This window comes from Robiginitalea aestuariiviva (genome assembly GCF_029537735.1).
In the GTDB taxonomy this organism is placed as follows: Bacteria; Bacteroidota; Bacteroidia; order Flavobacteriales; family Flavobacteriaceae; genus Robiginitalea; species Robiginitalea aestuariiviva.
The window spans coordinates 383000-403246 of the sequence record NZ_JARPUQ010000002.1; the positions used below are offsets into that span (position 1 = coordinate 383000).

The following is a 20247-nucleotide window of genomic DNA, read 5'->3' on the forward strand; positions in this document are numbered from 1 at the left end:
CCATACTGTGCGTGGCATTCCTTGCCCTTTCCTGTTCGAAAGATGAAAGTGAGGATCCCGTAGCCGCTACCTGTTCCGATGGCATACAAAACGGGGATGAAACCGGCGTGGACTGCGGCGGCTCTTCCTGTACCCCCTGTCAACAGGCTGTAGAGGCGCCCTTAACCTATACCTTCGAACGCGACGGTGCCTCTACGGTAGATTTTAATGGCCAAACCACCCGCCTGCTGATGGGGGAGGAAATCCTGGTGGCTCTTATGGACGAAACCCGGACCGCAGAGACCCTCCTTTCCATGTATGCCCACCAGCAGGATGCTGCCGACTTTCAGGACACCCAACTGAATGCCTCGGACAAAAACCTCAAGAGCAAGACGGCTGCCTCGGTGGACTTCTTTGCTGCCAATGCCACGGATCAGGCCCTGATCCGCGCCGATTTTGAAGGTTGGGTACAGCGGCAGGTAGACGAGGTATTCCCGAACTGGTTTGTGGCTGCGGCCCCGGGTGTTGCCGGGCAGATTGCGGACGGGACCTCCACCCGTTATATCACCACGGACGGGTTGGAGATGAACCAGCTTTTCAACAAATCCCTGATAGGTGCGCTAATGCTGGACCAGACCGTTAACAATTACCTGAGCCCTGCTGTGCTCGATGCGGGAAATAACCGGACTGAGAATGACAACCAGGTCCTGGAAGCAGGTAAACCCTACACCATTATGGAACACAAGTGGGATGAGGCTTATGGCTATGTTTTTGGGCTCAATGCGGACCCGGCCAACCCCAATGCAGACCTGGGCGCCGACAGCTTCCTGAACAAGTACCTCGGAAGGGTAGAGGGAGATTCAGATTTCCAGGGCATAGCCGATGAAATCTATGATGCGTTTAAACTGGGCCGGGCAGCCATTGCTGCCGGGGATTACACCCTGCGCGACGAGCAGGCAGCCCTGATCCGCCTGAGGCTGTCCGAAATCATGGGCATCCGGGCGGTGTATTACCTGAACCAGGCCAAATTGCTGCTGGAACAACCCGCTCCGGAATACGGTACAATCTTCCACGACCTGTCCGAAGGTTACGGGTTTATCTACAGCCTGCAATTTACCCGTAAGCCCGGGGAAAATGCCCCCTACTTCAGCAAGGCCGAAGTGGATGCCATGCTAACCGACCTGATGGACGACGGCGCCAACGGACTATGGGATGTGACCCCTGCCACCCTGGGGCAACTGGCAACGGATATTGCTGCACGGTTTAGCTTTACCCTGGAACAGGCCGGGAATTGATCCGGTTTTTGAAACCGGGATCGAAAACACACAGGCAATCCAAATGGATTTTGTACTTTTGAACCTCTTTATTTAGATTGAATAAAAAGTGTAATGAAAAGACTTTCTTTTACCCTGTTAACCGGTCTTGCCCTGCTTTTCGGATGTTCCTCAGACGGGGACCCCACGCCGGGGGAAGACCCTAATCCCCAGCAGTTTGATCGCCGTCCTATGCTGGAGAACTGGGCGGATAACATCATTATTCCTTCCTACCAGGCCTTCCTGCAGGCACAAGCCACCTTGGAGGCGGATTTCACCGCTTTTGCAGCCACACCGGATGTAAGCACCTTGCAGCAGGTGCGCCAAAGCTGGCGGCAGGCTTACCTGAGCTGGCAGCGCGTCGATATGTTTGAAATGGGGCCGGCCGAAACCGACGGCCTTCGTCTGCAGGTGAATACCTACCCGACAGATGTAGCCCTGGTGGAAAGTAACATTAACGCCGGCACCTATGACCTGGCCCTCCCTTCCAACCGGGATGCCAAGGGCTTCCCGGCCCTGGATTACCTGTTAAACGGGCTGGGGGCGGATGATGCGGCCATTGTACAGCAGTTTTCGGCCAATGCCGGGTACGGGACCTACGGGGCGGATGTTATTGAGGATATTTCCGTTCGGGTCAATGCGGTGCTGACCGCATGGCAATCCGGGTATCGGGATACCTTTGTAAACAACGACGGGGCTTCGGCCACGGCTAGCGTGGACCGCTTTGTAAACGATTATATCTTTTACTATGAGCGCTTCCTGAGGGCCGGGAAAATGGGAATTCCCCTGGGGGTCTTTACAGGCACCCCGGCCCCCCAAACCCTGGAAGCCTACTATAGCCCAGAAGATGCCAAGGCATTCTTCCTTGAAGGGTTGGATGCGGTTCAGGACCTCTTCAACGGGCGCCATGCCAGCGGCTCCGGGCCCAGCCTGGCCTCCTACCTGCGGGAACTCAATACCCTGAAGGATGGGCAGGCCCTGGACCAGCGCATCAATGCCCAATGGGATGCCGCCCGTGCCCTGGTAAGCGGTTTGGGCAGCTTCCGAAGCGAAATTGAAGAAAATAACCCGCCCACAGATATGCTGCTGGCCTACGACCAGGTGCAGGCTGCCGTTCCCTTGCTGAAGGTGGATATGGTGTCTGCCATGAGCATTGCCATCGACTTTGTGGACGCAGACGGAGACTGATGCAACGCCACCTGTCCCCATATTTCTCACAACATGCAGAGGCCGCCCCATTGGCGGTCTTTCGCATTTTCTTTGGGATCATGATGTTCCTGGGGGTGGTGCGGTTCTGGGCCTATGGATGGATTGAAAAATTCTACCTGGAACCGGATTTTCATTTTACCTATTATGGGTTCGGATGGGTGCAGCCCCTGGGGGGCTGGACCTACGGCCTTTTTGTGTTGTGCGCCCTTGCTGCCCTGGGCGTGGCCCTGGGCTGGAGGTACCGCTGGTCCAGCGTCCTGTTTTTCCTGTCCTTCACCTATATCGAGCTGATGGACAAGACTACCTACCTGAACCACTATTATTTCATTAGCCTGCTGGCCTTTGTGATGATCTTCCTGCCGGCACAGGCCTATTTCAGCCTGGATGCCGCGCGGAGGAAAGACCTGCGCTTCCAGCAGGTGCCGCGCTGGGCCATAGACCTGTTGAAAGTGATGCTGGCCCTGGTGTATTTCTATGCCGGCCTGGCCAAGCTCAATTCGGATTGGCTGCTGGAGGCCCTGCCCCTCAAAATTTGGTTACCCGCCCGGTTTGACCTGCCCGTGCTGGGGGGGCTTATGGGGCAGGAGTGGGTGCACTATGCCTTTAGCTGGGCCGGGGCACTCTACGACCTGAGTATACCCTTCCTGTTGTGGTACCGGCCCACCCGCGGGATTGCTTTTGCCCTGGTGGTGATCTTTCACACCCTTACGGCCATCCTGTTTCCCATCGGGATGTTCCCGTATGTGATGATTGTATCCGCCCTGGTGTTTTTCAGCCCGGGCTTTCACCGGCAGCTCCTGGGGGTTGCGGGGCGGCGGCTGGGGGTAGCGCGCTCCCGCTTCGACACCGGACGGGCCTGGAGGCCCGGAAGCCTTGTCCGGGACCGGGCCCTGAAGGGTATGCTGGGCCTTTTCCTGCTGGCACAGCTGTTGCTGCCCTGGCGGTACCTCTGTTACCCGGGCGAACTGTTCTGGACGGAAGAGGGCTTTCGATTCTCCTGGCGGGTCATGCTCATGGAAAAATCCGGCTACGTACAGTTCAAGGTGGTTCGGCAGCAAGACGGGAAATGGTTCTATGTGGACAATACCGATTTCCTGACGGCCTTCCAGGAAAAGCAGATGAGCTTCCAGCCCGATTTTATCCTGGAATACGCCCATTACCTCCGGGACCATTTCCAGGCCCAGGGGCACGGGGAAGTGGCCATTTACGCAGACGCTTTCGTGGCCCTGAACGGCCGCCCCAGCCAGCGCTATATAGACCCGCAGCGGGACCTCGCAAAGGAAACGGAGTCTTTTGCGCATAAAACATGGATTTTACCTTTCAACGATGAGATTACTGGCCTTTAGTGCAGCCCTGCTGCTGAGCATCCTCCAACCGGCATTCGGTCAACACACACTTACCGGGACCCTGACCAATACCCGGGGCGAACCCATTGCCGACGCCGAGGTGTATCTGAAAGAGCCACAGGCCCTTGAAAACACATCGGCCCGGGGAACTTTCCGTTTTGAAAACCTGGAGGCAGGCACCTACACCCTGGTGGCCTTTGCCTATGAATATAAGGTGCTGGAGCGGGTGGTGGCTATATCCGCAGACACCGGCTTGGAACTTACCCTGGAAGACCTGGGGCTGGACCTGCCCGAGGTGGTGGTACGCCGGGAGCGGGAAAAGGTCTTTGCCCTGAAAAAACTCAAAACGGTAGAGGGGACCGCCATCTTTGCCGGGAAAAAATCCGAGGTGATCCTGGTGGAAAACCTGGTGGGGAACCTGGCGGCCAACAACCCCAGGCAGATCTACAACCAGGTGGTGGGCCTGAATATTTTTGACTATGGGGATGCCGGGCTGCAGCTGAACATTGGCGGACGGGGCCTGGACCCCAACCGCACGGCCAATTTTAACGTGCGCCAGAACGGGTACGACATCAGTGCAGACGCCCTGGGATACCCGGAAAGCTATTATACGCCCCCGGCAGAGGCCCTGGGGCAGATCCAGGTGGTGCGGGGTGCGGCTTCCCTCCAGTACGGCCCACAGTTCGGGGGCCTGGTAAACTTCCGCTTTAAAACCCCGAACCCCGGCCGCAAGATCGAGTGGATCTCCCGCCAGACCCTGGGGTCCTTCGATCTGAAAACCAGCTTTAACAGCCTGTCCGGTACCCTCGGGAAATTCAGCTACTATACCTATTTCAATTACAAGGAAGGGAACGGGTTTCGTCCCAATTCCCAGTTCAACAGCCGGAATTACCACGGGCATTTCGGGTATCGCCTGGGCCCGGACACCCGGATCTCTCTGGAGGTTTCCCTCCTGGATTACCTGGCCAAACAACCCGGGGGCCTCACCGATGCCCAGTTCCTGCAGGACCCGGAGTTCAGCAACCGGGACCGGAACTGGTTTGACGTGTCCTGGAACCTCTTTGCCCTGCAGCTGGAGCACCGCCTTTCCGAGCGCACGGACCTGAGCCTGAACCTCTTTGCCCTGGATGCCTCCCGCAGTGCCCTGGGTTTCCGTACCAACCGGGTTTCCCAGCCGGACGATCCGGAGGCGCCCCGGGAACTTTTGGTTGACGAATTCCTGAACTGGGGTGCCGAGGGCAGGGTGCTTACCCGCTACAACCTGGGCGAACGCAAGGCCGTTTTGCTGCTGGGGTCCAAGTATTACCAGACCTCCAACACCCAGCAGCAGGGTCCGGGCAGCGCGGCCGCAGACCCAGACTTTACCTTTGCCACGGCAACCTATCCGAATTACGAGCGCCAGTCTAACTTTGAATTCCCTAACCTGAATGTGGCGCTTTTCGGGGAAAACGTCTTTCCCCTGAGCGACCGCTTTACCCTTACGCCGGGCTTCCGCTTTGAGTACATCAAGACCCAAAGCGAGGGGGCTTACCGCAACATTGTGCTGGATTTGGCCGGCAACCCCCTGCTCAACGAAGAAGTGCCGGACAACCGGGTGTTCGAGCGCAGCTTCCTGCTGTTGGGGCTGGGGGCTTCCTACCAGGTAACCCCGGCCCTGGAAGGGTACGCCAACCTGTCCCAGAATTATCGCTCGGTGACCTTTAACGATATCCGGGTCGTTAACCCTACCTATCAGGTAGACCCGAACATTTCGGACGAAAACGGCTTTACGGCCGATGCCGGGATCCGGGGTAGTGTGGGGGAGGCCCTGAGGTACGACCTGAGCCTCTTTGGTATGCTGTACGACAACCGCCTGGGCGAAATCCTGCGCAGTGAAACCCGCACCGATGCGAGCGGGCAGGAGGTAGAGACCGGGCGGGTGGTGCGTTTCAGGGGCAATATCGGGACCGCCCTGATCCTGGGGGCGGAGGCCTTCGGGGAATGGAATCTGCAGCCCAGCCTCTGGCCACAGGACCCCCAGCGCCGCCTGAATCTTTTCGCCAACCTGGCCCTGACCGATTCCCGTTATACCCGCTCTGAAGAGACCAATGTGGAGGGCAACCAGGTGGAATTCGTACCCGTGGTAAACCTGAAATCCGGGCTGCGGTTTGGTTATCGCAACCTGCTGGGCAGCCTGCAGTATACCTTTCTTTCCGAGCAGTTCACGGATGCCACCAATGCCCCCAGGGATCCTCAGGACAACCAGCGGGGGATTGAAGGGACCATCCCGGCCTACGACATTCTGGACCTTTCCCTGAGTTATACCCTGGGGAAGTTTACCCTCGAAGGGGGGTTGAACAACCTGCTGGACCGCTCTTATTTTACGCGCCGGGCCACGGGATATCCCGGCCCGGGCATCATCCCGGCAGAGCCCCGGACCTATTACCTGACCCTGGGCTGGAAGCTTTAACGGAGACATTCTTCCGGGAACATTCCCAAGGGGGGCGTGCAGGTGCCCAAGTGAAGGCGAAATGTAGTATATTTGCACGCAATTAATCCTTAATTGCCATGGAAGCCCACCAATCCAAGATCCTGGGAGAAGGCCTCACCTACGACGACGTTCTCCTGGTCCCTGCTTATTCCGAAGTCCTCCCGAGAGAAGTAGACATCAGCACGCAGTTTACCCGCAACATCCGCATCAATGTACCCGTGGTTTCCGCGGCTATGGATACGGTTACCGAATCCCGCATGGCCATTGCCATGGCACGGGAAGGCGGCATTGGGGTGCTGCACAAGAATATGACCATCGAGCAGCAGGCCATGAAGGTGCGTCGGGTAAAGCGGGCGGAAAGCGGCATGATCCTGGACCCGGTTACCCTGCCGGCTCACGCCCTGGTGCGGGACGCCAAGGCCAGCATGAAAGAGCACAGCATTGGTGGCATCCCCATTGTGGATGGCGAAGGCCACCTGATTGGGATTGTGACCAACCGGGACCTCCGTTTCGAAAAAAACAACGACCGCCCGATCTCCGAGGTCATGACTTCCGAGAACCTGGTGACCACCGCCGTGGGTACCTCCCTGGCCCAGGCCGAGGACATCCTGCAGGAAAACAAGATTGAAAAACTTCCAGTGGTTGATGCCGATAACAAACTGGTGGGCCTGATTACCTTTCGCGACATTACGAAACTCACCCAGAAACCCATTGCCAACAAGGACCAGTATGGCCGCCTTCGCGTAGCCGCTGCCCTTGGGGTAACCGCCGATGCCCTGGAGCGGGCCGGGGCCCTGGTAGCTGCAGGCGTGGATGCCGTGGTGATCGACACAGCACACGGGCATACCCGGGGTGTGGTGAACGTGCTGAAGGAAGTAAAAAAGGCGTATCCGGAACTGGATGTAGTGGTGGGCAACATCGCTACGGGCGATGCCGCCCGATACCTGGTGGAAGCCGGGGCGGATGCGGTAAAAGTGGGCATTGGCCCGGGAAGTATCTGCACCACACGCGTGGTAGCCGGCGTGGGCTTTCCGCAGTTTTCGGCCGTCCTGGAAGTGGCTGCGGCCATTAAGGGAAGCGGCGTGCCGGTTATTGCCGACGGGGGCATCCGTTACACGGGCGACATTCCCAAAGCCCTGGCCGCAGGAGCCGACTGCGTGATGCTGGGCTCCCTGCTGGCCGGCACCAAGGAATCCCCGGGGGAAACCATTATTTACGAAGGCCGGAAATTCAAGTCCTACCGGGGTATGGGCTCTGTGGAGGCCATGAAGGAAGGCAGCAAGGACCGGTACTTCCAGGATGTGGAAGACGATATCAAGAAACTGGTGCCGGAAGGCATTGTAGGGCGTGTACCTTACAAAGGGGACCTTTTTGAGAGCATCCACCAGTTTGTAGGCGGGTTGCGCGCCGGGATGGGGTACTGCGGGGCTGCGGACATCCCCACCCTGCAGGAGAAGGCCAAATTTGTGAAGATTACGGCCAGCGGGATTCACGAAAGCCATCCCCACAACGTAACCATTACCAAGGAATCCCCGAACTACAGCCGATGACCGGTTTCCGAACAGGTCGGGATGCCAGTGGGAAAATCACTTTCCAATGGCGGGCCTTGCTGTTTTCCGGGCTGGCGTTATTGTGCCTGCAGTGCCGGGAGCAGGCTGTTGAAACCCTGGGGCCTGACCCCGTATCCGAACAAGCTTCTAAACCCAAAGATTCTTTGATCCTGCCCGGCGGCTTTACCTCCGTGGTGGTAGCGGACAGTCTGGGCCCGGCCCGGCACCTGGCCGTAAATGACAATGGGGACATCTATGTGAAACTGCGCAAACCCGAACAACCCGAAGGCCTCGGAAATGTGGCCCTTCGCGACCGGGACGGAGACGGGCGCGCGGACAGCATTGTCCGTTTTGGCCGTTATCCCAACGACGGGGCATTTGCCACGGAAATGCGGATCCACAACGGCTACCTGTATTTCAGTTCAGAACTGGTGGTGTACCGCCAGAAGTTGCAACCCGGAGAACTGGTGCCGCAGACCGAGGAAGAGCGCCTGGTGCAGGACCCTTATCCCATCCGCTGGCACAATGCCAAGGTCCTGGCCTTTGACGAATCCGGGGGGATGTACGTTACCTTTAGCGCTCCCACCAATGCCTGCGAAGACGGGGAGCTCACCCGGCAGGACCCGCAGGGGATCGTAAGGGGAGAAAACCCTTGTTCCCAGTTGGACATCCTTGGAGGGATCTGGAGGTTTGATGCGGCCAAAAAGGATCAGCAGCTGGCAGATGCCCGGCGTATCGCTACTGGGGTACGCAGCGTGGTAGGGATGGCCTGGAACCCGCAGACACATGCCCTGTACGCTGTAAACCACGGCCGGGACTACCTCTACAACCATGCACCTATGTATTACCGGGCCTGGCACGACGCTGTGATGCCGGCCGAGGAATTTTTCCAGGTGAAAGCAGGGGGGGATTACGGCTGGCCTTATACCTATTACGACCCCTTTAGAAAACAACGGATGCTGGCCCCGGAATACGGGGGGGATGGCAAAACCCCGGCCACAGGGTACTCGGATATCCTGATGCCCCTGCCAGCCCACTGGGCGCCCAACGATTTGTTGTTTTACCAGGGGACCCAGTTTCCCGAGCGCTACCGCAACGGGGCCTTTGTGGCCTTCCACGGTTCCATGAACCGGAACCCCTATCCCCAGGGGGGCTATGTGGTAGGGTTTATCCCGTTTGAAGACGGAAAACCCGTGGGTACCTGGGAGGTTTTTGCAGACGGGTTTGCCCAGGCCGAAGTGCTCCGCACCCACGAAGATGCGCAGTTCCGTCCTATGGGGCTTGCCGAAGGCCCTGATGGCAGCCTGTATGTGGTAGATTCCAAGAAGGGAAGGGTCTGGTGCATTCGCTACGCAAATCCCGACCGGCCTTTCCGGGAGGCCGATTTAGCTGTGCTCGATCGCAGGAAAAACACTGTTTCTTACCTCAAGCAGCCTGAAGAGGGAGGGGAATTGAAATAAATAGCCGGGAAGGCAAAAACTTATCGCCCTTCCTGCCCGCTGTAGGATTTCCAGTCCTGGTCTTTGTAGATGTTGTCGCCAAAATACCGGGCCACCTTCATAAAGGCTTCGGGTTGCTGGTACCCGGGAACAGGCGAAAGCATGTTGAGCTGCTCATCCAGAAACACCACGGTGGGGTAACTCATACGGCCCTGTAACAGGGCGGCAGCCAGCTCGTGGTAGCCGCGGCGCCCGCTGGGCACAAAAGAAAAGGTTTGTCCTTTGTACAGGATGGGTTCCTGTTGTTCCGCATCCAGTTTGACCATATAGAAATTCTCCCGCATATAGGCGGCTACTTCAGGGTCCTGGAAGGTATCCTTGTCCATGCGCTTGCACCATCCGCACCAGTCTGTGTAAACATCCACGAATATTTTCTTGGGTTGCTGCTCGGATTGCGCCAGGGCAACGGCTTCTTCCCAGCTCATCCATTGGAGTTCCTGGGCTTTGAGGGGGGCTGCAGCCAGCAGGAGCACTGCAATCCAGACAAGGGCGAAACGATTTTTCATATGCGGCATTTGGGTACTGGTCGTACCGGTTATAAAAACCTAACGCTGCGGGCTGGGAATTATTTCACCTGCTGGGCGCTTTTGGCGCCTGGGGCGGGAAGGTTTACCTCCACCTGGTTGCGGATGAGATCCTCGAAGGATTCGCGCCGACGGATCAGGTGGGCCTGCCCGTCCATCCACAGCACTTCTGCCGGGCGGTAACGGGAGTTGTAATTGCTGGCCATGGTAAAACAATAAGCCCCCGCATTGCGGAAGCAGAGGATGTCCCCTTCGGAGATTTCGCTGATCCTCCGGTTGCTCGCAAACGTATCGGTTTCACAAATATAACCCACCACCGAATAATACCGTTGTTTGCCTTGCGGATTGGAAAGGTTTACAATCTGGTGGCTGGAGCCATAGAGCATAGGTCGGATTAGGTGGTTAAAGCCCGAATCCACCCCGGCAAATACGGTAGAGGTAGTCTGCTTCACCACATTCACCCGGGTGAGGAAAAACCCGGCTTCGCTCACCAGGAATTTCCCGGGTTCGAAGGCCAGCACCAGGTCCCGTCCGTACTCTTTGCAAAAGGCGTTGAAACGCCCGCCCAGTTTTTCGCCCAGTTCCTCCACATTGGTTTGGATGTCCCCTTCCTTGTAGGGCACCTTAAAGCCGCTGCCAAAGTCGATAAACTCCAGGTCCTTAAACTGTTTAGCCGTTTCGAAGAGGATTTCGGAAGCGTATAAGAATACGTCAATATCCAGGATGTCGCTGCCGGTATGCATGTGGATGCCGTTCACCTTCATCTGGGTGAGCTCCACAATGCGCAGCAGGTGGGGGATCTGGTGGATGCTGATCCCGAACTTGGAATCGATATGCCCCACCGAAATCTTGGTATTACCCCCGGCCATCACGTGGGGGTTGATGCGGATACAAACCGGGATGTCCGGGTGCTTGCCGCCAAACTGTTCCAGGATGGAAAGGTTGTCTATGTTGATCTGCACCCCCAGGCTGGCAGCTTCTTCAATCTCTTCAAGAGACACTCCATTGGGGGTGTAGATAATGTCTTCCGGGCGGAAGCCGGCCATAAGCCCCAGCTGTACCTCCTGTATGGATACCGTATCCAGGCCGCTGCCCATACTGTTGAGCAACCGCAGCACGGAGAGGTTGGAAAGGGCCTTTACGGCGTAGTTGAGTTTCAGTTGGCCCACACTGCTGAAGGCGGAGGTGAGGCGCTGGAACTGGCTTTGGATTTTGCCCGCGTCGTACACATAGACAGGGGCCCCGTATTCCCGGGCGATATTCAGCAGATCCTGAGATTGCATAGGTAAGGGATTTGGGCAAAGCTACACGATTCGCCTTGTTGGCCCAAAAAAATAAGAGTGTGTTATAAAAATATTCAAAATGTTACATATCAAACAAAGGTTTAGGGATGGCGGATTTGATTCTTATCCCGGGGCTTCGTAGCTTTAAGGAGCTATGAAACTCCCGCTTTTTCCATTGCAGACCGTTTTCTTTCCGGGCGAGACCGTACCCCTCCATATTTTTGAGGAGCGCTACAAGGTGCTGATTGCCGATTGCCGGGCGCAGGCCCGGACCTTTGGCATCCCTGTCTTTATCGACAATACCCTGGCTTATGGTACCGAGGTGCAGTTGCGGGAAATTGTCAACACCTATGCGGACGGGTCCATGGATGTGGTCTGCGTGGCCCGGCAGGTTTTCCGGGTAGAAACTTTTGAACCGGAATTTGGCGATAAGCCCTACCCGGGCGGGGAGGTGCGTTTTCTGGATACTGTAAACGATGCAGACCCGGACCTGACGGAGGCCGTGCTGGAGGCCTGCCGGGAATTATACCGCCTCATGGACCTGCCTTTTGGGCCCATCCGGAGGGAAGTGTTTGGCAGTTTTACCCTGGCCCACAAAATGGGCCTGTCTTTCCGGCAGGAATACGCCCTGCTGCAGATGCCCTCCGAGCAGCAGCGGTTGCGCTTTATCCTGGAACACCTCCAAGCCACTTCCACGGTTGTAGCGGACCTGAACCGCACCCGGGAACAGATCGAGATGAACGGGCATTTCCGGAATTTTGATCCCCTGGATTTTGAGGATTTCAAGCTGGATTAACCCCTGCCGATTCCATTAGGGGATGTCCCCCCCGTTTGCTATTTTTGCATCACGACAGAAAAAGACCGACATGAATCTACACGAATACCAAGGAAAAGAGATCCTGGCGAGTTTCGGGGTGCGTATCCAGCGTGGCATCGTAGCCCATAATGCTCAGGAAGCGGTAGATGCCGCCAAACAGCTCACCCAGGAAACCGGCACCAGCTGGCACGTGATCAAGGCCCAGGTACACGCCGGGGGCCGCGGCAAGGGCGGGGGTGTGAAACTGGCCAAAAACCTCAAGGAAGTAGAAGAAATTGCAGGGCAGATCATCGGGATGAACCTGGTAACGCCCCAGACTTCTGCCGAAGGAAAGAAGGTGCATCAGGTATTGGTGGCAGAAGATATGTATTACCCGGGCCCCGGGGAAACCAGCGAGTACTATATGTCCGTGCTGCTAAACCGGGCCAAGGGCAAGGTGATGATCATGTATTCTCCCGAAGGCGGGATGGATATCGAGCAGGTGGCCGAAGAGACGCCCCACCTGATCTTTACGGAGGAAATAGACCCGGCTACCGGGATCTTGCCCTTCCAGGCGCGACGCGTTGCCTTTAACCTGGGGCTTTCCGGTACCGCCTTCAAGGAGATGGTGAAATTTGTGATGTCCCTCTACAAGGCGTACGAACAGAGCGATGCCAGCCTGTTTGAAATCAACCCGGTGCTGAAAACCTCGGACGACAAGATTGCGGCCGTGGATGCCAAGGTTACCCTGGACGACAATGCCCTGTTCCGCCATAAGACCTATGCCGAGATGCGGGACCTGCGTGAGGAGAACCCCATTGAGGTGGAAGCGCGGGCCGTGGGCCTGAATTACGTGGACCTGGATGGCAACGTGGGCTGTATGGTAAACGGGGCCGGCCTGGCAATGGCCACTATGGACCTGATTAAAATGGCCGGGGGCGAACCTGCCAACTTCCTGGATGTAGGGGGTACGGCAGATGCCAAACGGGTGGAAGAAGCCTTTCGCATCATCCTGAAGGACCCCAATGTAAAAGCGATCCTGATCAATATCTTTGGCGGGATTGTACGTTGCGACCGGGTAGCCCAGGGGGTGGTCGATGCCTACAAGAACATGGGCGATGCCATTAAGGTGCCCATCATTGTTCGCCTGCAGGGAACCAACGCAGAACTGGCCAAAGAAATCCTGGACAATTCCGGCCTTGCCGTTCACTCTGCAGTCCAGTTTCAGGAAGCTGCGGACAAGGTCAAGGCGGTCCTGGCATAAGGGCGATAAACTATTTTTAATAAGCCGCGCAACATGCGCGGCTTTTTTTATGGCTCCTGGTCATGTTAAGGACAAGGCACAGGAATGTCGGATATTATGAATAATTACAGGCAAATTGTTAAAAAAGATGATAATTACCCCCTTTTGGGTTTAAAATATTGTTAAATACGCAATATTCTGTAACGACCGGCGGCCGGGGTCGTCTTTTAGGCATATTCATCAATCATCAATCTTCATTAAAAACAAACAAGTCATGAAAAAAGTACCTGTAATTCTCGCCGCCGCAGCCCTGATGCTAACTGCAAATGCCTTTGCCACCGAAGGCAAAACCAAGGCCAAAAGCAATGAGGCCGAGGCCCCCAAAACCGAAATTGCGGCCGAGATTGGCCAGATGTTAAAAGACCATCGCTTTGTACTGGAAGACAACCAGGAGCTGGAGGCTTCTGTGCGTTTTGTGGTAAACGAAGACAACCAGCTGGTGGTTTTGTCCGTTCGCACCCAGGACGACCGGGTGGAATCCTACCTGAAGGCCAAGCTGAATTACCAGGATGTTTCCGAAGCAGGTCTGGAAAAGGGCAAAACCTATGAAGTGCCGATTCGCTTTACCAGCTAAGATGCAAGGGTATAGCCTGTAAACCCAACTCTAAACCCCGGCTGCCTGGCCGGGGTTTTCTTGTATTTGGGCATAGTTTCCCGCCCCCGGGTATACGAAAACAGTTCCCGGGGAGTTATATGCATACGGGCGGCCCAAAATCCGCCTCATCGTCTATGGCCAATTACAGGGAAAAACTCGGCATCCTCTCGGAAATGATCTCCTTTGCCCGCGCGGATGATTCCATTAAGGAATCGGAATTCAACTTCCTGCTGGGGGTTTCCAAACAACTTGGGATTAGCCGCAGAGACTTTGATGCCTTGCTGGATGAAGGGGTAAATACCCTGATGCCCAAAACCCAGTTGGACCGCATTGTACAATTCCACCGCCTGGTGCTGCTTATGAACGTGGACCACGAAAGCCACCCGGATGAAATCCGCCAACTCAAAGATACCGGCCTGCACATGGGCCTGCCCCCTACAGCCATAGACCAGGTGCTCACTATTATGCACCAGTATCCGGACAAAATTGTACCCCCGGAGGTCCTGATGGATATCTTCCGGGCCCACTACAATTGATAAAACTGACGATACGGCAGTTTTTTTGTTTTAAATCCAGACATAACGGCAGTAATTTAGCCTCGGTACGGCATTTGCTTCTTTAGAGGTGCAGCTTCAGGGCTGCAGGAAGTTGAACCTTTAAAGAACAGATATTATGACTTTGATTCGCAGCAATACCGGTTTGTTTCCCACCCTTTGGAACGATCTGATGGCCCCCGACTGGTTCGGCGGCACCCACACCCCCAACCATACCCTGCCCGCGGTAAACATCCGCGAGAGCGAAACCGAATATGAATTGGAACTGGCGGTGCCCGGCATGAAGAAAGAAGACTTCAATATTGAGGTGGACGACAATGTGCTGACCATTTCCATGGAGCGGGAAGAGGTACAGGAACCCCGGGATCACGGGTATACCCGCCGCGAGTTCCGCTACACCAGTTTCAAACGGGCCTTTACCCTCCCGGAAACGGTAAATGAAGATGCCATTAAAGCCGAATATACGGCCGGTATCCTTCGGTTTGCCCTCCCCAAAAAGGAAGAAGCCCTGCCGAAGCCCAAACGCCTGATCGAGATCGGGTAAATCGTTAGAAAAGATTATGGCTGGCCCACCTAACGGGCCTCATAATGGTTGGTTTGTTTAGTTGGTTAGTTAGGGAAGCGCCCCGGAATTTCCGGGGCGCTTTTTTTAGGGACCCAACCTATCCGGCCTCCGACTGCAACATGCGGATTTCATCCCGCAACTGGGCGGCCCGCATAAAATCGAGTTCCTTGGCGGCCTGCTCCATAGCCTTGCGCTTCTGGCGGATCAGGTCCTGCCGCTGGGGTTCGGTCAGGTAAGCCATATCCGGTTCCTGGGCCTCACGGGACTTCTTCTCGAAGTGGAAAGTGGACACCGAATTTTTGGCCAGGGCATTGTCCAGGCTTTTTTTCAGGGCCTTGGGGGTAATGCCGTGTTTTTGGTTGTAGGCCAGCTGTTTTTCACGCCGGTAATTGGTTTCGTCTATGGTCTTCTGCATGCTGTCGGTAATCGTGTCTGCATACATAATGGCCTTCCCGTGCAGGTGGCGGGCGGCCCGCCCAACCGTTTGAGTCAGGGAGCGGTTGCTGCGCAGGAACCCTTCCTTGTCCGCATCGATAATGGCTACCAGGGAAACTTCGGGCAGGTCCAGCCCCTCCCGCAGCAGGTTTACCCCCACCAGCACATCAAAGAGTCCCTTGCGCAGGTCCTGCATGATCTCCACCCGCTCCAGGGTGTCCACGTCACTGTGGATGTACCGGCAACGCACTTCGATCCGGGTCAGGTATTTGGTGAGTTCTTCGGCCATGCGCTTGGTGAGGGTGGTAACCAGGGTGCGTTCGTCCCGCTGCACCCGCTGCTGAATCTCCTCCACCAGGTCGTCGATCTGGTTCTTGCTGGGCCGCACCTCGATTACCGGGTCCAGCAGGCCGGTAGGCCGGATGACCTGCTCTACATAGACCCCTCCGCTTTGCTGTAATTCGTAATCTGCCGGGGTGGCACTTACATAAATGACCTGTTGTTGCAGGGCTTCAAATTCTTCAAATTTCAATGGGCGGTTGTCCAGGGCTGCAGGCAGGCGGAAGCCGTAATCCACCAGGTTTTCCTTCCGGGAGCGGTCCCCCCCATACATGGCATGCACCTGGGGGATGGTTACGTGGCTCTCGTCCACCACCATCAGGTAGTCGTCCGGGAAGTAGTCCAGCAGGCAGAAGGGGCGGGTGCCCGGTTCCCGCCCATCCAGATAGCGGGAGTAGTTTTCAATCCCCGAGCAGTAGCCCAGTTCCCGGATCATCTCCAGGTCGAAGTTGGTGCGTTCTTCCAGACGCTTGGCCTCCAGGGGCTTGCCGATTTCCCGGAAGTAGTCGATCTGCTTCACCAGATCGTCCTGGATATGCCGGATGGCTTCCTGCAGGATGTCCGGGGAGGTCACAAACATATTGGCCGGGTAGATGGTCAGGGTGTCGTAGGTCTCCAGCACCGTATTGTTATACGGGTCAAAGGATTCGATTTCCTCGATTTCATCCCCGAAAAAATGAATGCGGTAGGCGTGGTCCGCATAGCTGGGGAAGACATCCACCACATCGCCCTTAACCCGAAAGTTCCCGTTTTTAAAATCGGCTGTGGTCCGGGCATAGAGGCTCTGCACCAACAGGTGGAGGAGTTTGGTGCGCGCCAGTACCTGGTCGCGCTCCAGACGGATCACGTTTTTCTTGAATTCCACCGGGTTGCCGATTCCGTAGAGGCAGGAAACCGAGGCCACAACCAGCACGTCCCGCCTCCCGGAGAGCAGGGAGGAGGTGGCGCTCAACCGCAGTTTTTCGATCTCCTCGTTAATGGAAAGGTCCTTCTCGATGTAGAGGCCGCTGCTGGGGATGTAGGCTTCAGGCTGATAATAGTCGTAATAGGAGACAAAGTATTCCACCGCATTGTTGGGGAAGAACTGCTTGAATTCGGAGTAGAGTTGGGCGGCCAGGGTCTTGTTATGTGCCAGGACCAGGGTGGGTCGCTGCACGGTTTCCACCACATTGGCTACGGTAAAGGTTTTCCCGGAACCGGTAACCCCCAACAGGGTTTGGTAGGGTTCCCCCTCGCGGATTCCCCGGCTGAGCTGTGCAATGGCATCGGGCTGGTCCCCGGTGGGTTTAAAATCGGATACGACCTGGAATTTCATAAGCGTAAAAGTACGAAGAAGGCTGCCGCCCCCAAAGCAGGATCATTTGATCTATCGCTTCAGGGCAAAATACCCGTGGATTACCTCCTGCTGCTGGGAAATGGCCTGGAACCAGTACACGGAGGAGGGCAGGGGCTTGCCATTTACGCTGCCGTCCCAGCCGCTGGTTTCCGGGTCCAGTTGCAGGAGGAAATTCCCGTACCGGTCAAAGATCTGTATACTGGCCAGGCGCGCATCCTCCAGGTCTTTGGGGGGCTCGTATTGCCAGCGGTCGTTAAACCCGTCGTTGTTGGGGGTGAAAAAGGCCGGGAAGTCTGCCGAGCTCAGTTTTCGCGCGACCTCCCGGGAGGAGGTGAAACACCCCTGGGGGTCCTGCACATACACCGTATAGGTGGCCAGGGGGAGGTTCTCAAAGACGGGCGACGGCTGGAACCCGGAATCCGGGTTCAGGGAGTACAGGTAATCCTGGGCCCCGTCCGTTTGTACGATAATGCGCAACCCATCGGGTTCCCGTGTGATATTCGCCCCGGTAATGACAGGGGGTACGGCGTCTGCCACTTCAAAATCCCGGACCAGGTTGCATACGGTAAATTCGTTGAGGGAACCCACCAGGTTGTAAGCCTCCAGGCGATAGTTGCCCGTTTCCGATATGCGTACCGTACGCTCCGTTCCGATCAGGATCTCCTGCCCCCCGGGACCCAAACGGTACCAGTTGTACCCATCGGCCAGGGATGGGGCTTCCAGATCCCGGAAAGATTCCCCGGGGCAGATGTTGAATCGCCGTCCAAACCCGGAAAGCGAGGGTTCGTGCAGGGAACAGTCTACCAGGGAGGCCCCGGTGGTAAAACTCTGTGTGGTACAGGTGGTTACGGCCGGCCCCAGGCGGTTATACGGGGTTACGGTTACAAAAATCTCGCGTTCGGTGGGGAAATTCCCTGCGGGGTTAAAACTCAGGCGGTTGCCCACGTCCCGGTTATCCAGGATTTCCGTTCCCCCCGGGGTGGTGCCTATACTCAGGAGGTACCCGGTGGCCCTGGGGCTATAGGCCCACGTCACTCCTTCATTTACGGGGAACCCGGCTTCCCCCGGTTGCGGATCCACCAGGGTGGTGCAATCCGGGGGCGTGGCAAAAGGGGCGGTTTTAAAGCGCCAGCCCGGGCAGGAAACCTGGGAGCCGTCGGCGCGGATCAGCACAAAACTCAGGTAAATCCAGGTGTCTTCCGGGAGGCCGGTTTCCGGCGTATAGGAACTGATAGGGGAGGAGCTGCGGTTGGTTAGGATGTCCACCCCGCCCGGGGTGGTACCAATGGAAATGATAAAGCCGGTCACCACTCCAGGGGCCGTCCAGGACAGGGTGGCATCCACAGGGATGTCTTCAGCCCCGTCGGCCGGGAAGACCGGACGCGGGCAGGCCTGACCCCAGCTGGCGCCTATTCCCAGCCACAAGCCTAACAAAAGCGATATGAAGAGCCGTTTACCCATATTATCGTTTCAGTACAAAATGCCCCATGACCACCCCTCCATTTCGGTCCACCGCCCGGTACCAGTAATCGCTGGGGGGTACCGGCCGCCCGTTAAAGGTTCCGTCCCATCCGGCAGACCCCGGGCCCAGGCTGGCCAGCAGGTTGCCGTAGCGGTCAAAAATATAGATCACCTGCACCGGGTTGTCCCCCGAGGCGGGTACCACATACTGCCAGGTGTCGTTGGTGCCGTCCCCGTTGGGGGTGAAAAACCGGGGAAAACCTTCCACGCTCAGGTCCGGCTGTATACGCGCCTGGTCCAGACCGCAGCCGTTTTTATCCCGGACGTAAACCGTATAGGTATCCAGCGGCAGGTTGGTAAAGCGATTGCTGTCCTGGTAAGGGCCGTCCGGGCTCCCCAGGGCATACTCGTATTGACCCGTGCCCTGCACCTGAACCTCCAGGCTTATGACCCCGACACCCAGGGTTACCCGCGTATCGGTTATGGAAGGTGCCTCGGAGGCCACGGCTTCGAAGACCTGGGAGGCCGTACATTCAAAATCCCCGCTGGGGCTGGAATAGGTACGGAAGGCTTCGTGCCGGTATTGCCCTTCCCCGGGGATATCAAAATCCGGGCCTTCCGCCAGCAGGCGTTCCCGCCCGGGACTGTCAATGACATACCAGCGGTAGCCGTCTGCGGCGTCTGTGGCACTTACAGTATTGACCGCGGCATCACTGCAGATGCCTACCTGCTCCGGGAAACTCACCTCGGGCCGCAGGTCTATCAGGTTGCCGTCCGCGTCAAAATAGGGCCCGCACCCCAGGATGGTGGAAAAAGTGGTATAGGTACATCCCTGGGCCTGCCCGGCTGTATTGTAAGGGGTGATGGTGATAAAGAAGATCTTGTTGGGTTCCAGTCGGATAATGGGGGTTTCCGTGGTATTGCGCAGGTCTGCATTGTCCAGGATATCGTTCTCAAACGGGGAGGTGCCGATGGATACCACATACCCGTCCGCTCCCGGAACAGCATTCCACTGGATTACCGGGGTAAGCGGGACGTTCGACTCCCCATCCTGGGGGTAAATGATGCCCGCACAGATGGGCAGGGTGGCCAGCGGTCCGGTGGTAAAGGAGAAGTCTACAGGGCAGGCTGTGGCCACCCCGTTCTCGTTTTCCGGAACAATCCGCACATAGATCGTGGTTTCTGCGGGCAGGTCCGCCGGCGGTGCCAGTTCCAGGGCTCCCGAAACCACCTGTTCGGTTACCAGGTCCTGCCCGCCCGGCGTGGTGCCTACCCGTACCCGGTATGCGGTGGCGGTGGGGCTGTAGCGCCAGCGGATGCGGGTGGCTACCGGCACGTCTTCGGCCCCATCGGCCGGGCTGAGCATCTCGGTACACCCAGGTGGGGTGGTGACGTCGGCCGTGGTGAAACTATAGGTGGTACACTCCGTATTGCCCTGTGACAGATTGAACAGGTAGATGGTTACGTAGAGGGTCGTGTTTTCGGGGAAGCCCTGGGGTGGGGTGTACCGGGTGCTGCTTCCTACCGATGCCAAAGGAAGTATCTCGGAACCCTGTGGGGTAGTGCCTATGGTGATGTTATAGGCCGTAACCCCGTCTACCGGGGTCCAGCTCAGGGTAGCATCCACCGCCACCCCGGTTTGCCCGTCTGTAGGAAAGACAGGCACAGGGCATTCTTGAGCAGCCATAGG

At 56.9% G+C, this 20247-nt stretch carries 16 protein-coding genes; 11 read left to right on the forward strand and 5 right to left on the reverse strand.

All coding sequences use genetic code 11. From position 1 onward, the window contains the following. Positions 1-11 precede the first annotated feature (11 nt). The 6 genes from OZ410_RS08435 to OZ410_RS08460 all read left to right on the forward strand — a co-directional run bounded on the left by OZ410_RS08435 (position 12) and on the right by OZ410_RS08460 (position 9327). Entirely contained in the window at positions 12-1274 is a 1263-nt protein-coding gene (locus tag OZ410_RS08435; RefSeq protein WP_277707509.1) for a DUF4856 domain-containing protein, read from the forward strand. Positions 1275-1367: 93 nt separating this feature from the next. Then, positions 1368-2480 (forward strand): imelysin family protein, encoded by a 1113-nt coding sequence (locus tag OZ410_RS08440; RefSeq protein ID WP_277707510.1) that lies wholly within the window; start codon positions 1368-1370, stop codon positions 2478-2480. Next, the gene (locus OZ410_RS08445; RefSeq protein ID WP_277707511.1) at positions 2480-3847 is read left to right on the forward strand and encodes an HTTM domain-containing protein; all 1368 of its coding nucleotides are present in this window, start codon (positions 2480-2482) and stop codon (positions 3845-3847) included. Before OZ410_RS08440 ends, OZ410_RS08445 begins: the two co-directional genes overlap by 1 nt. Further along, positions 3828-6296 (forward strand): TonB-dependent receptor domain-containing protein, encoded by a 2469-nt coding sequence (locus tag OZ410_RS08450; RefSeq protein ID WP_277707512.1) that lies wholly within the window; start codon positions 3828-3830, stop codon positions 6294-6296. The genes OZ410_RS08445 and OZ410_RS08450 overlap by 20 nt, the downstream gene beginning before the upstream one ends. Positions 6297-6394: 98 nt before the next feature. Beyond that, a complete protein-coding gene (gene guaB, locus OZ410_RS08455; RefSeq protein WP_277707513.1) occupies positions 6395-7867 on the forward strand; it encodes an IMP dehydrogenase in 1473 nt (490 codons plus the stop codon). After that, positions 7864-9327, forward strand: coding sequence for a PQQ-dependent sugar dehydrogenase (locus OZ410_RS08460; protein ID WP_277707514.1), 1464 nt, complete (start codon positions 7864-7866; stop codon positions 9325-9327). The genes guaB and OZ410_RS08460 overlap by 4 nt, the downstream gene beginning before the upstream one ends. Positions 9328-9347: 20 nt before the next feature. On the opposite strand, the gene OZ410_RS08465 is transcribed toward OZ410_RS08460, so the two are convergent. Together OZ410_RS08465 and lysA are read right to left on the reverse strand one after the other, a co-directional pair. Continuing rightward, positions 9348-9872 (reverse strand): thioredoxin family protein, encoded by a 525-nt coding sequence (locus tag OZ410_RS08465; RefSeq protein ID WP_277707515.1) that lies wholly within the window; start codon positions 9870-9872, stop codon positions 9348-9350. Positions 9873-9931: 59 nt separating this feature from the next. Continuing rightward, positions 9932-11173, reverse strand: coding sequence for a diaminopimelate decarboxylase (gene lysA, locus OZ410_RS08470; RefSeq protein ID WP_277707516.1), 1242 nt, complete (start codon positions 11171-11173; stop codon positions 9932-9934). Between the two features lie 154 nt (positions 11174-11327). On the opposite strand from lysA, the gene OZ410_RS08475 reads away from it, so the two are divergent. From OZ410_RS08475 to OZ410_RS08495, 5 genes are all read left to right on the forward strand, one after another. After that, a complete protein-coding gene (locus tag OZ410_RS08475) occupies positions 11328-11969 on the forward strand; it encodes an LON peptidase substrate-binding domain-containing protein (RefSeq protein ID WP_277707517.1) in 642 nt (213 codons plus the stop codon). Positions 11970-12039: 70 nt separating this feature from the next. Next, on the forward strand, positions 12040-13233 hold the full coding sequence (sucC, locus tag OZ410_RS08480) for an ADP-forming succinate--CoA ligase subunit beta (RefSeq protein ID WP_277707518.1): 1194 nt from the start codon (positions 12040-12042) through the stop codon (positions 13231-13233). 253 nt (positions 13234-13486) lie between these two features. Further along, the gene (locus tag OZ410_RS08485; protein WP_277707519.1) at positions 13487-13846 is read left to right on the forward strand and encodes a hypothetical protein; all 360 of its coding nucleotides are present in this window, start codon (positions 13487-13489) and stop codon (positions 13844-13846) included. A 155-nt stretch (positions 13847-14001) separates the two neighbouring features. Then, the gene (locus OZ410_RS08490; protein ID WP_277707520.1) at positions 14002-14403 is read left to right on the forward strand and encodes a TerB family tellurite resistance protein; all 402 of its coding nucleotides are present in this window, start codon (positions 14002-14004) and stop codon (positions 14401-14403) included. A gap of 136 nt (positions 14404-14539) precedes the next feature. After that, the gene (locus OZ410_RS08495; RefSeq protein ID WP_277707521.1) at positions 14540-14965 is read left to right on the forward strand and encodes an Hsp20/alpha crystallin family protein; all 426 of its coding nucleotides are present in this window, start codon (positions 14540-14542) and stop codon (positions 14963-14965) included. A gap of 118 nt (positions 14966-15083) precedes the next feature. On the opposite strand, the gene uvrB is transcribed toward OZ410_RS08495, so the two are convergent. Genes uvrB through OZ410_RS08510 form a run of 3 tightly spaced genes read right to left on the reverse strand, consistent with a single transcriptional unit; the run spans position 15084 to position 20223 of the window. Next, positions 15084-17075 carry an excinuclease ABC subunit UvrB gene (gene uvrB, locus OZ410_RS08500; RefSeq protein ID WP_277707522.1) on the reverse strand — a complete coding sequence of 664 codons (1992 nt, stop codon included), beginning with the start codon at positions 17073-17075 and terminating at the stop codon, positions 15084-15086. Between the two features lie 51 nt (positions 17076-17126). Continuing rightward, the gene (locus tag OZ410_RS08505; protein ID WP_277707523.1) at positions 17127-18557 is read right to left on the reverse strand and encodes a T9SS type B sorting domain-containing protein; all 1431 of its coding nucleotides are present in this window, start codon (positions 18555-18557) and stop codon (positions 17127-17129) included. Between the two features lies 1 nt (position 18558). Beyond that, on the reverse strand, positions 18559-20223 hold the full coding sequence (locus OZ410_RS08510) for a T9SS type B sorting domain-containing protein (RefSeq protein ID WP_277707524.1): 1665 nt from the start codon (positions 20221-20223) through the stop codon (positions 18559-18561). Positions 20224-20247 lie beyond the last annotated feature (24 nt).

Coding starts and splice junctions, on each gene's coding strand:
- OZ410_RS08440 (WP_277707510.1), top strand. CDS start 1,368: ATGAAAAGACTTTCTTTTACCCTGTTAACCGGTCTTGCCCTGCTTTTC.
- OZ410_RS08445 (WP_277707511.1), top strand. CDS start 2,480: ATGCAACGCCACCTGTCCCCATATTTCTCACAACATGCAGAGGCCGCC.
- OZ410_RS08450 (WP_277707512.1), top strand. CDS start 3,828: ATGAGATTACTGGCCTTTAGTGCAGCCCTGCTGCTGAGCATCCTCCAA.
- guaB (WP_277707513.1), top strand. CDS start 6,395: ATGGAAGCCCACCAATCCAAGATCCTGGGAGAAGGCCTCACCTACGAC.
- OZ410_RS08460 (WP_277707514.1), top strand. CDS start 7,864: ATGACCGGTTTCCGAACAGGTCGGGATGCCAGTGGGAAAATCACTTTC.
- OZ410_RS08465 (WP_277707515.1), bottom strand. CDS start 9,872: ATGAAAAATCGTTTCGCCCTTGTCTGGATTGCAGTGCTCCTGCTGGCT.
- lysA (WP_277707516.1), bottom strand. CDS start 11,173: ATGCAATCTCAGGATCTGCTGAATATCGCCCGGGAATACGGGGCCCCT.
- OZ410_RS08475 (WP_277707517.1), top strand. CDS start 11,328: ATGAAACTCCCGCTTTTTCCATTGCAGACCGTTTTCTTTCCGGGCGAG.
- sucC (WP_277707518.1), top strand. CDS start 12,040: ATGAATCTACACGAATACCAAGGAAAAGAGATCCTGGCGAGTTTCGGG.
- OZ410_RS08485 (WP_277707519.1), top strand. CDS start 13,487: ATGAAAAAAGTACCTGTAATTCTCGCCGCCGCAGCCCTGATGCTAACT.
- OZ410_RS08490 (WP_277707520.1), top strand. CDS start 14,002: ATGGCCAATTACAGGGAAAAACTCGGCATCCTCTCGGAAATGATCTCC.
- OZ410_RS08495 (WP_277707521.1), top strand. CDS start 14,540: ATGACTTTGATTCGCAGCAATACCGGTTTGTTTCCCACCCTTTGGAAC.
- uvrB (WP_277707522.1), bottom strand. CDS start 17,075: ATGAAATTCCAGGTCGTATCCGATTTTAAACCCACCGGGGACCAGCCC.
- OZ410_RS08505 (WP_277707523.1), bottom strand. CDS start 18,557: ATGGGTAAACGGCTCTTCATATCGCTTTTGTTAGGCTTGTGGCTGGGA.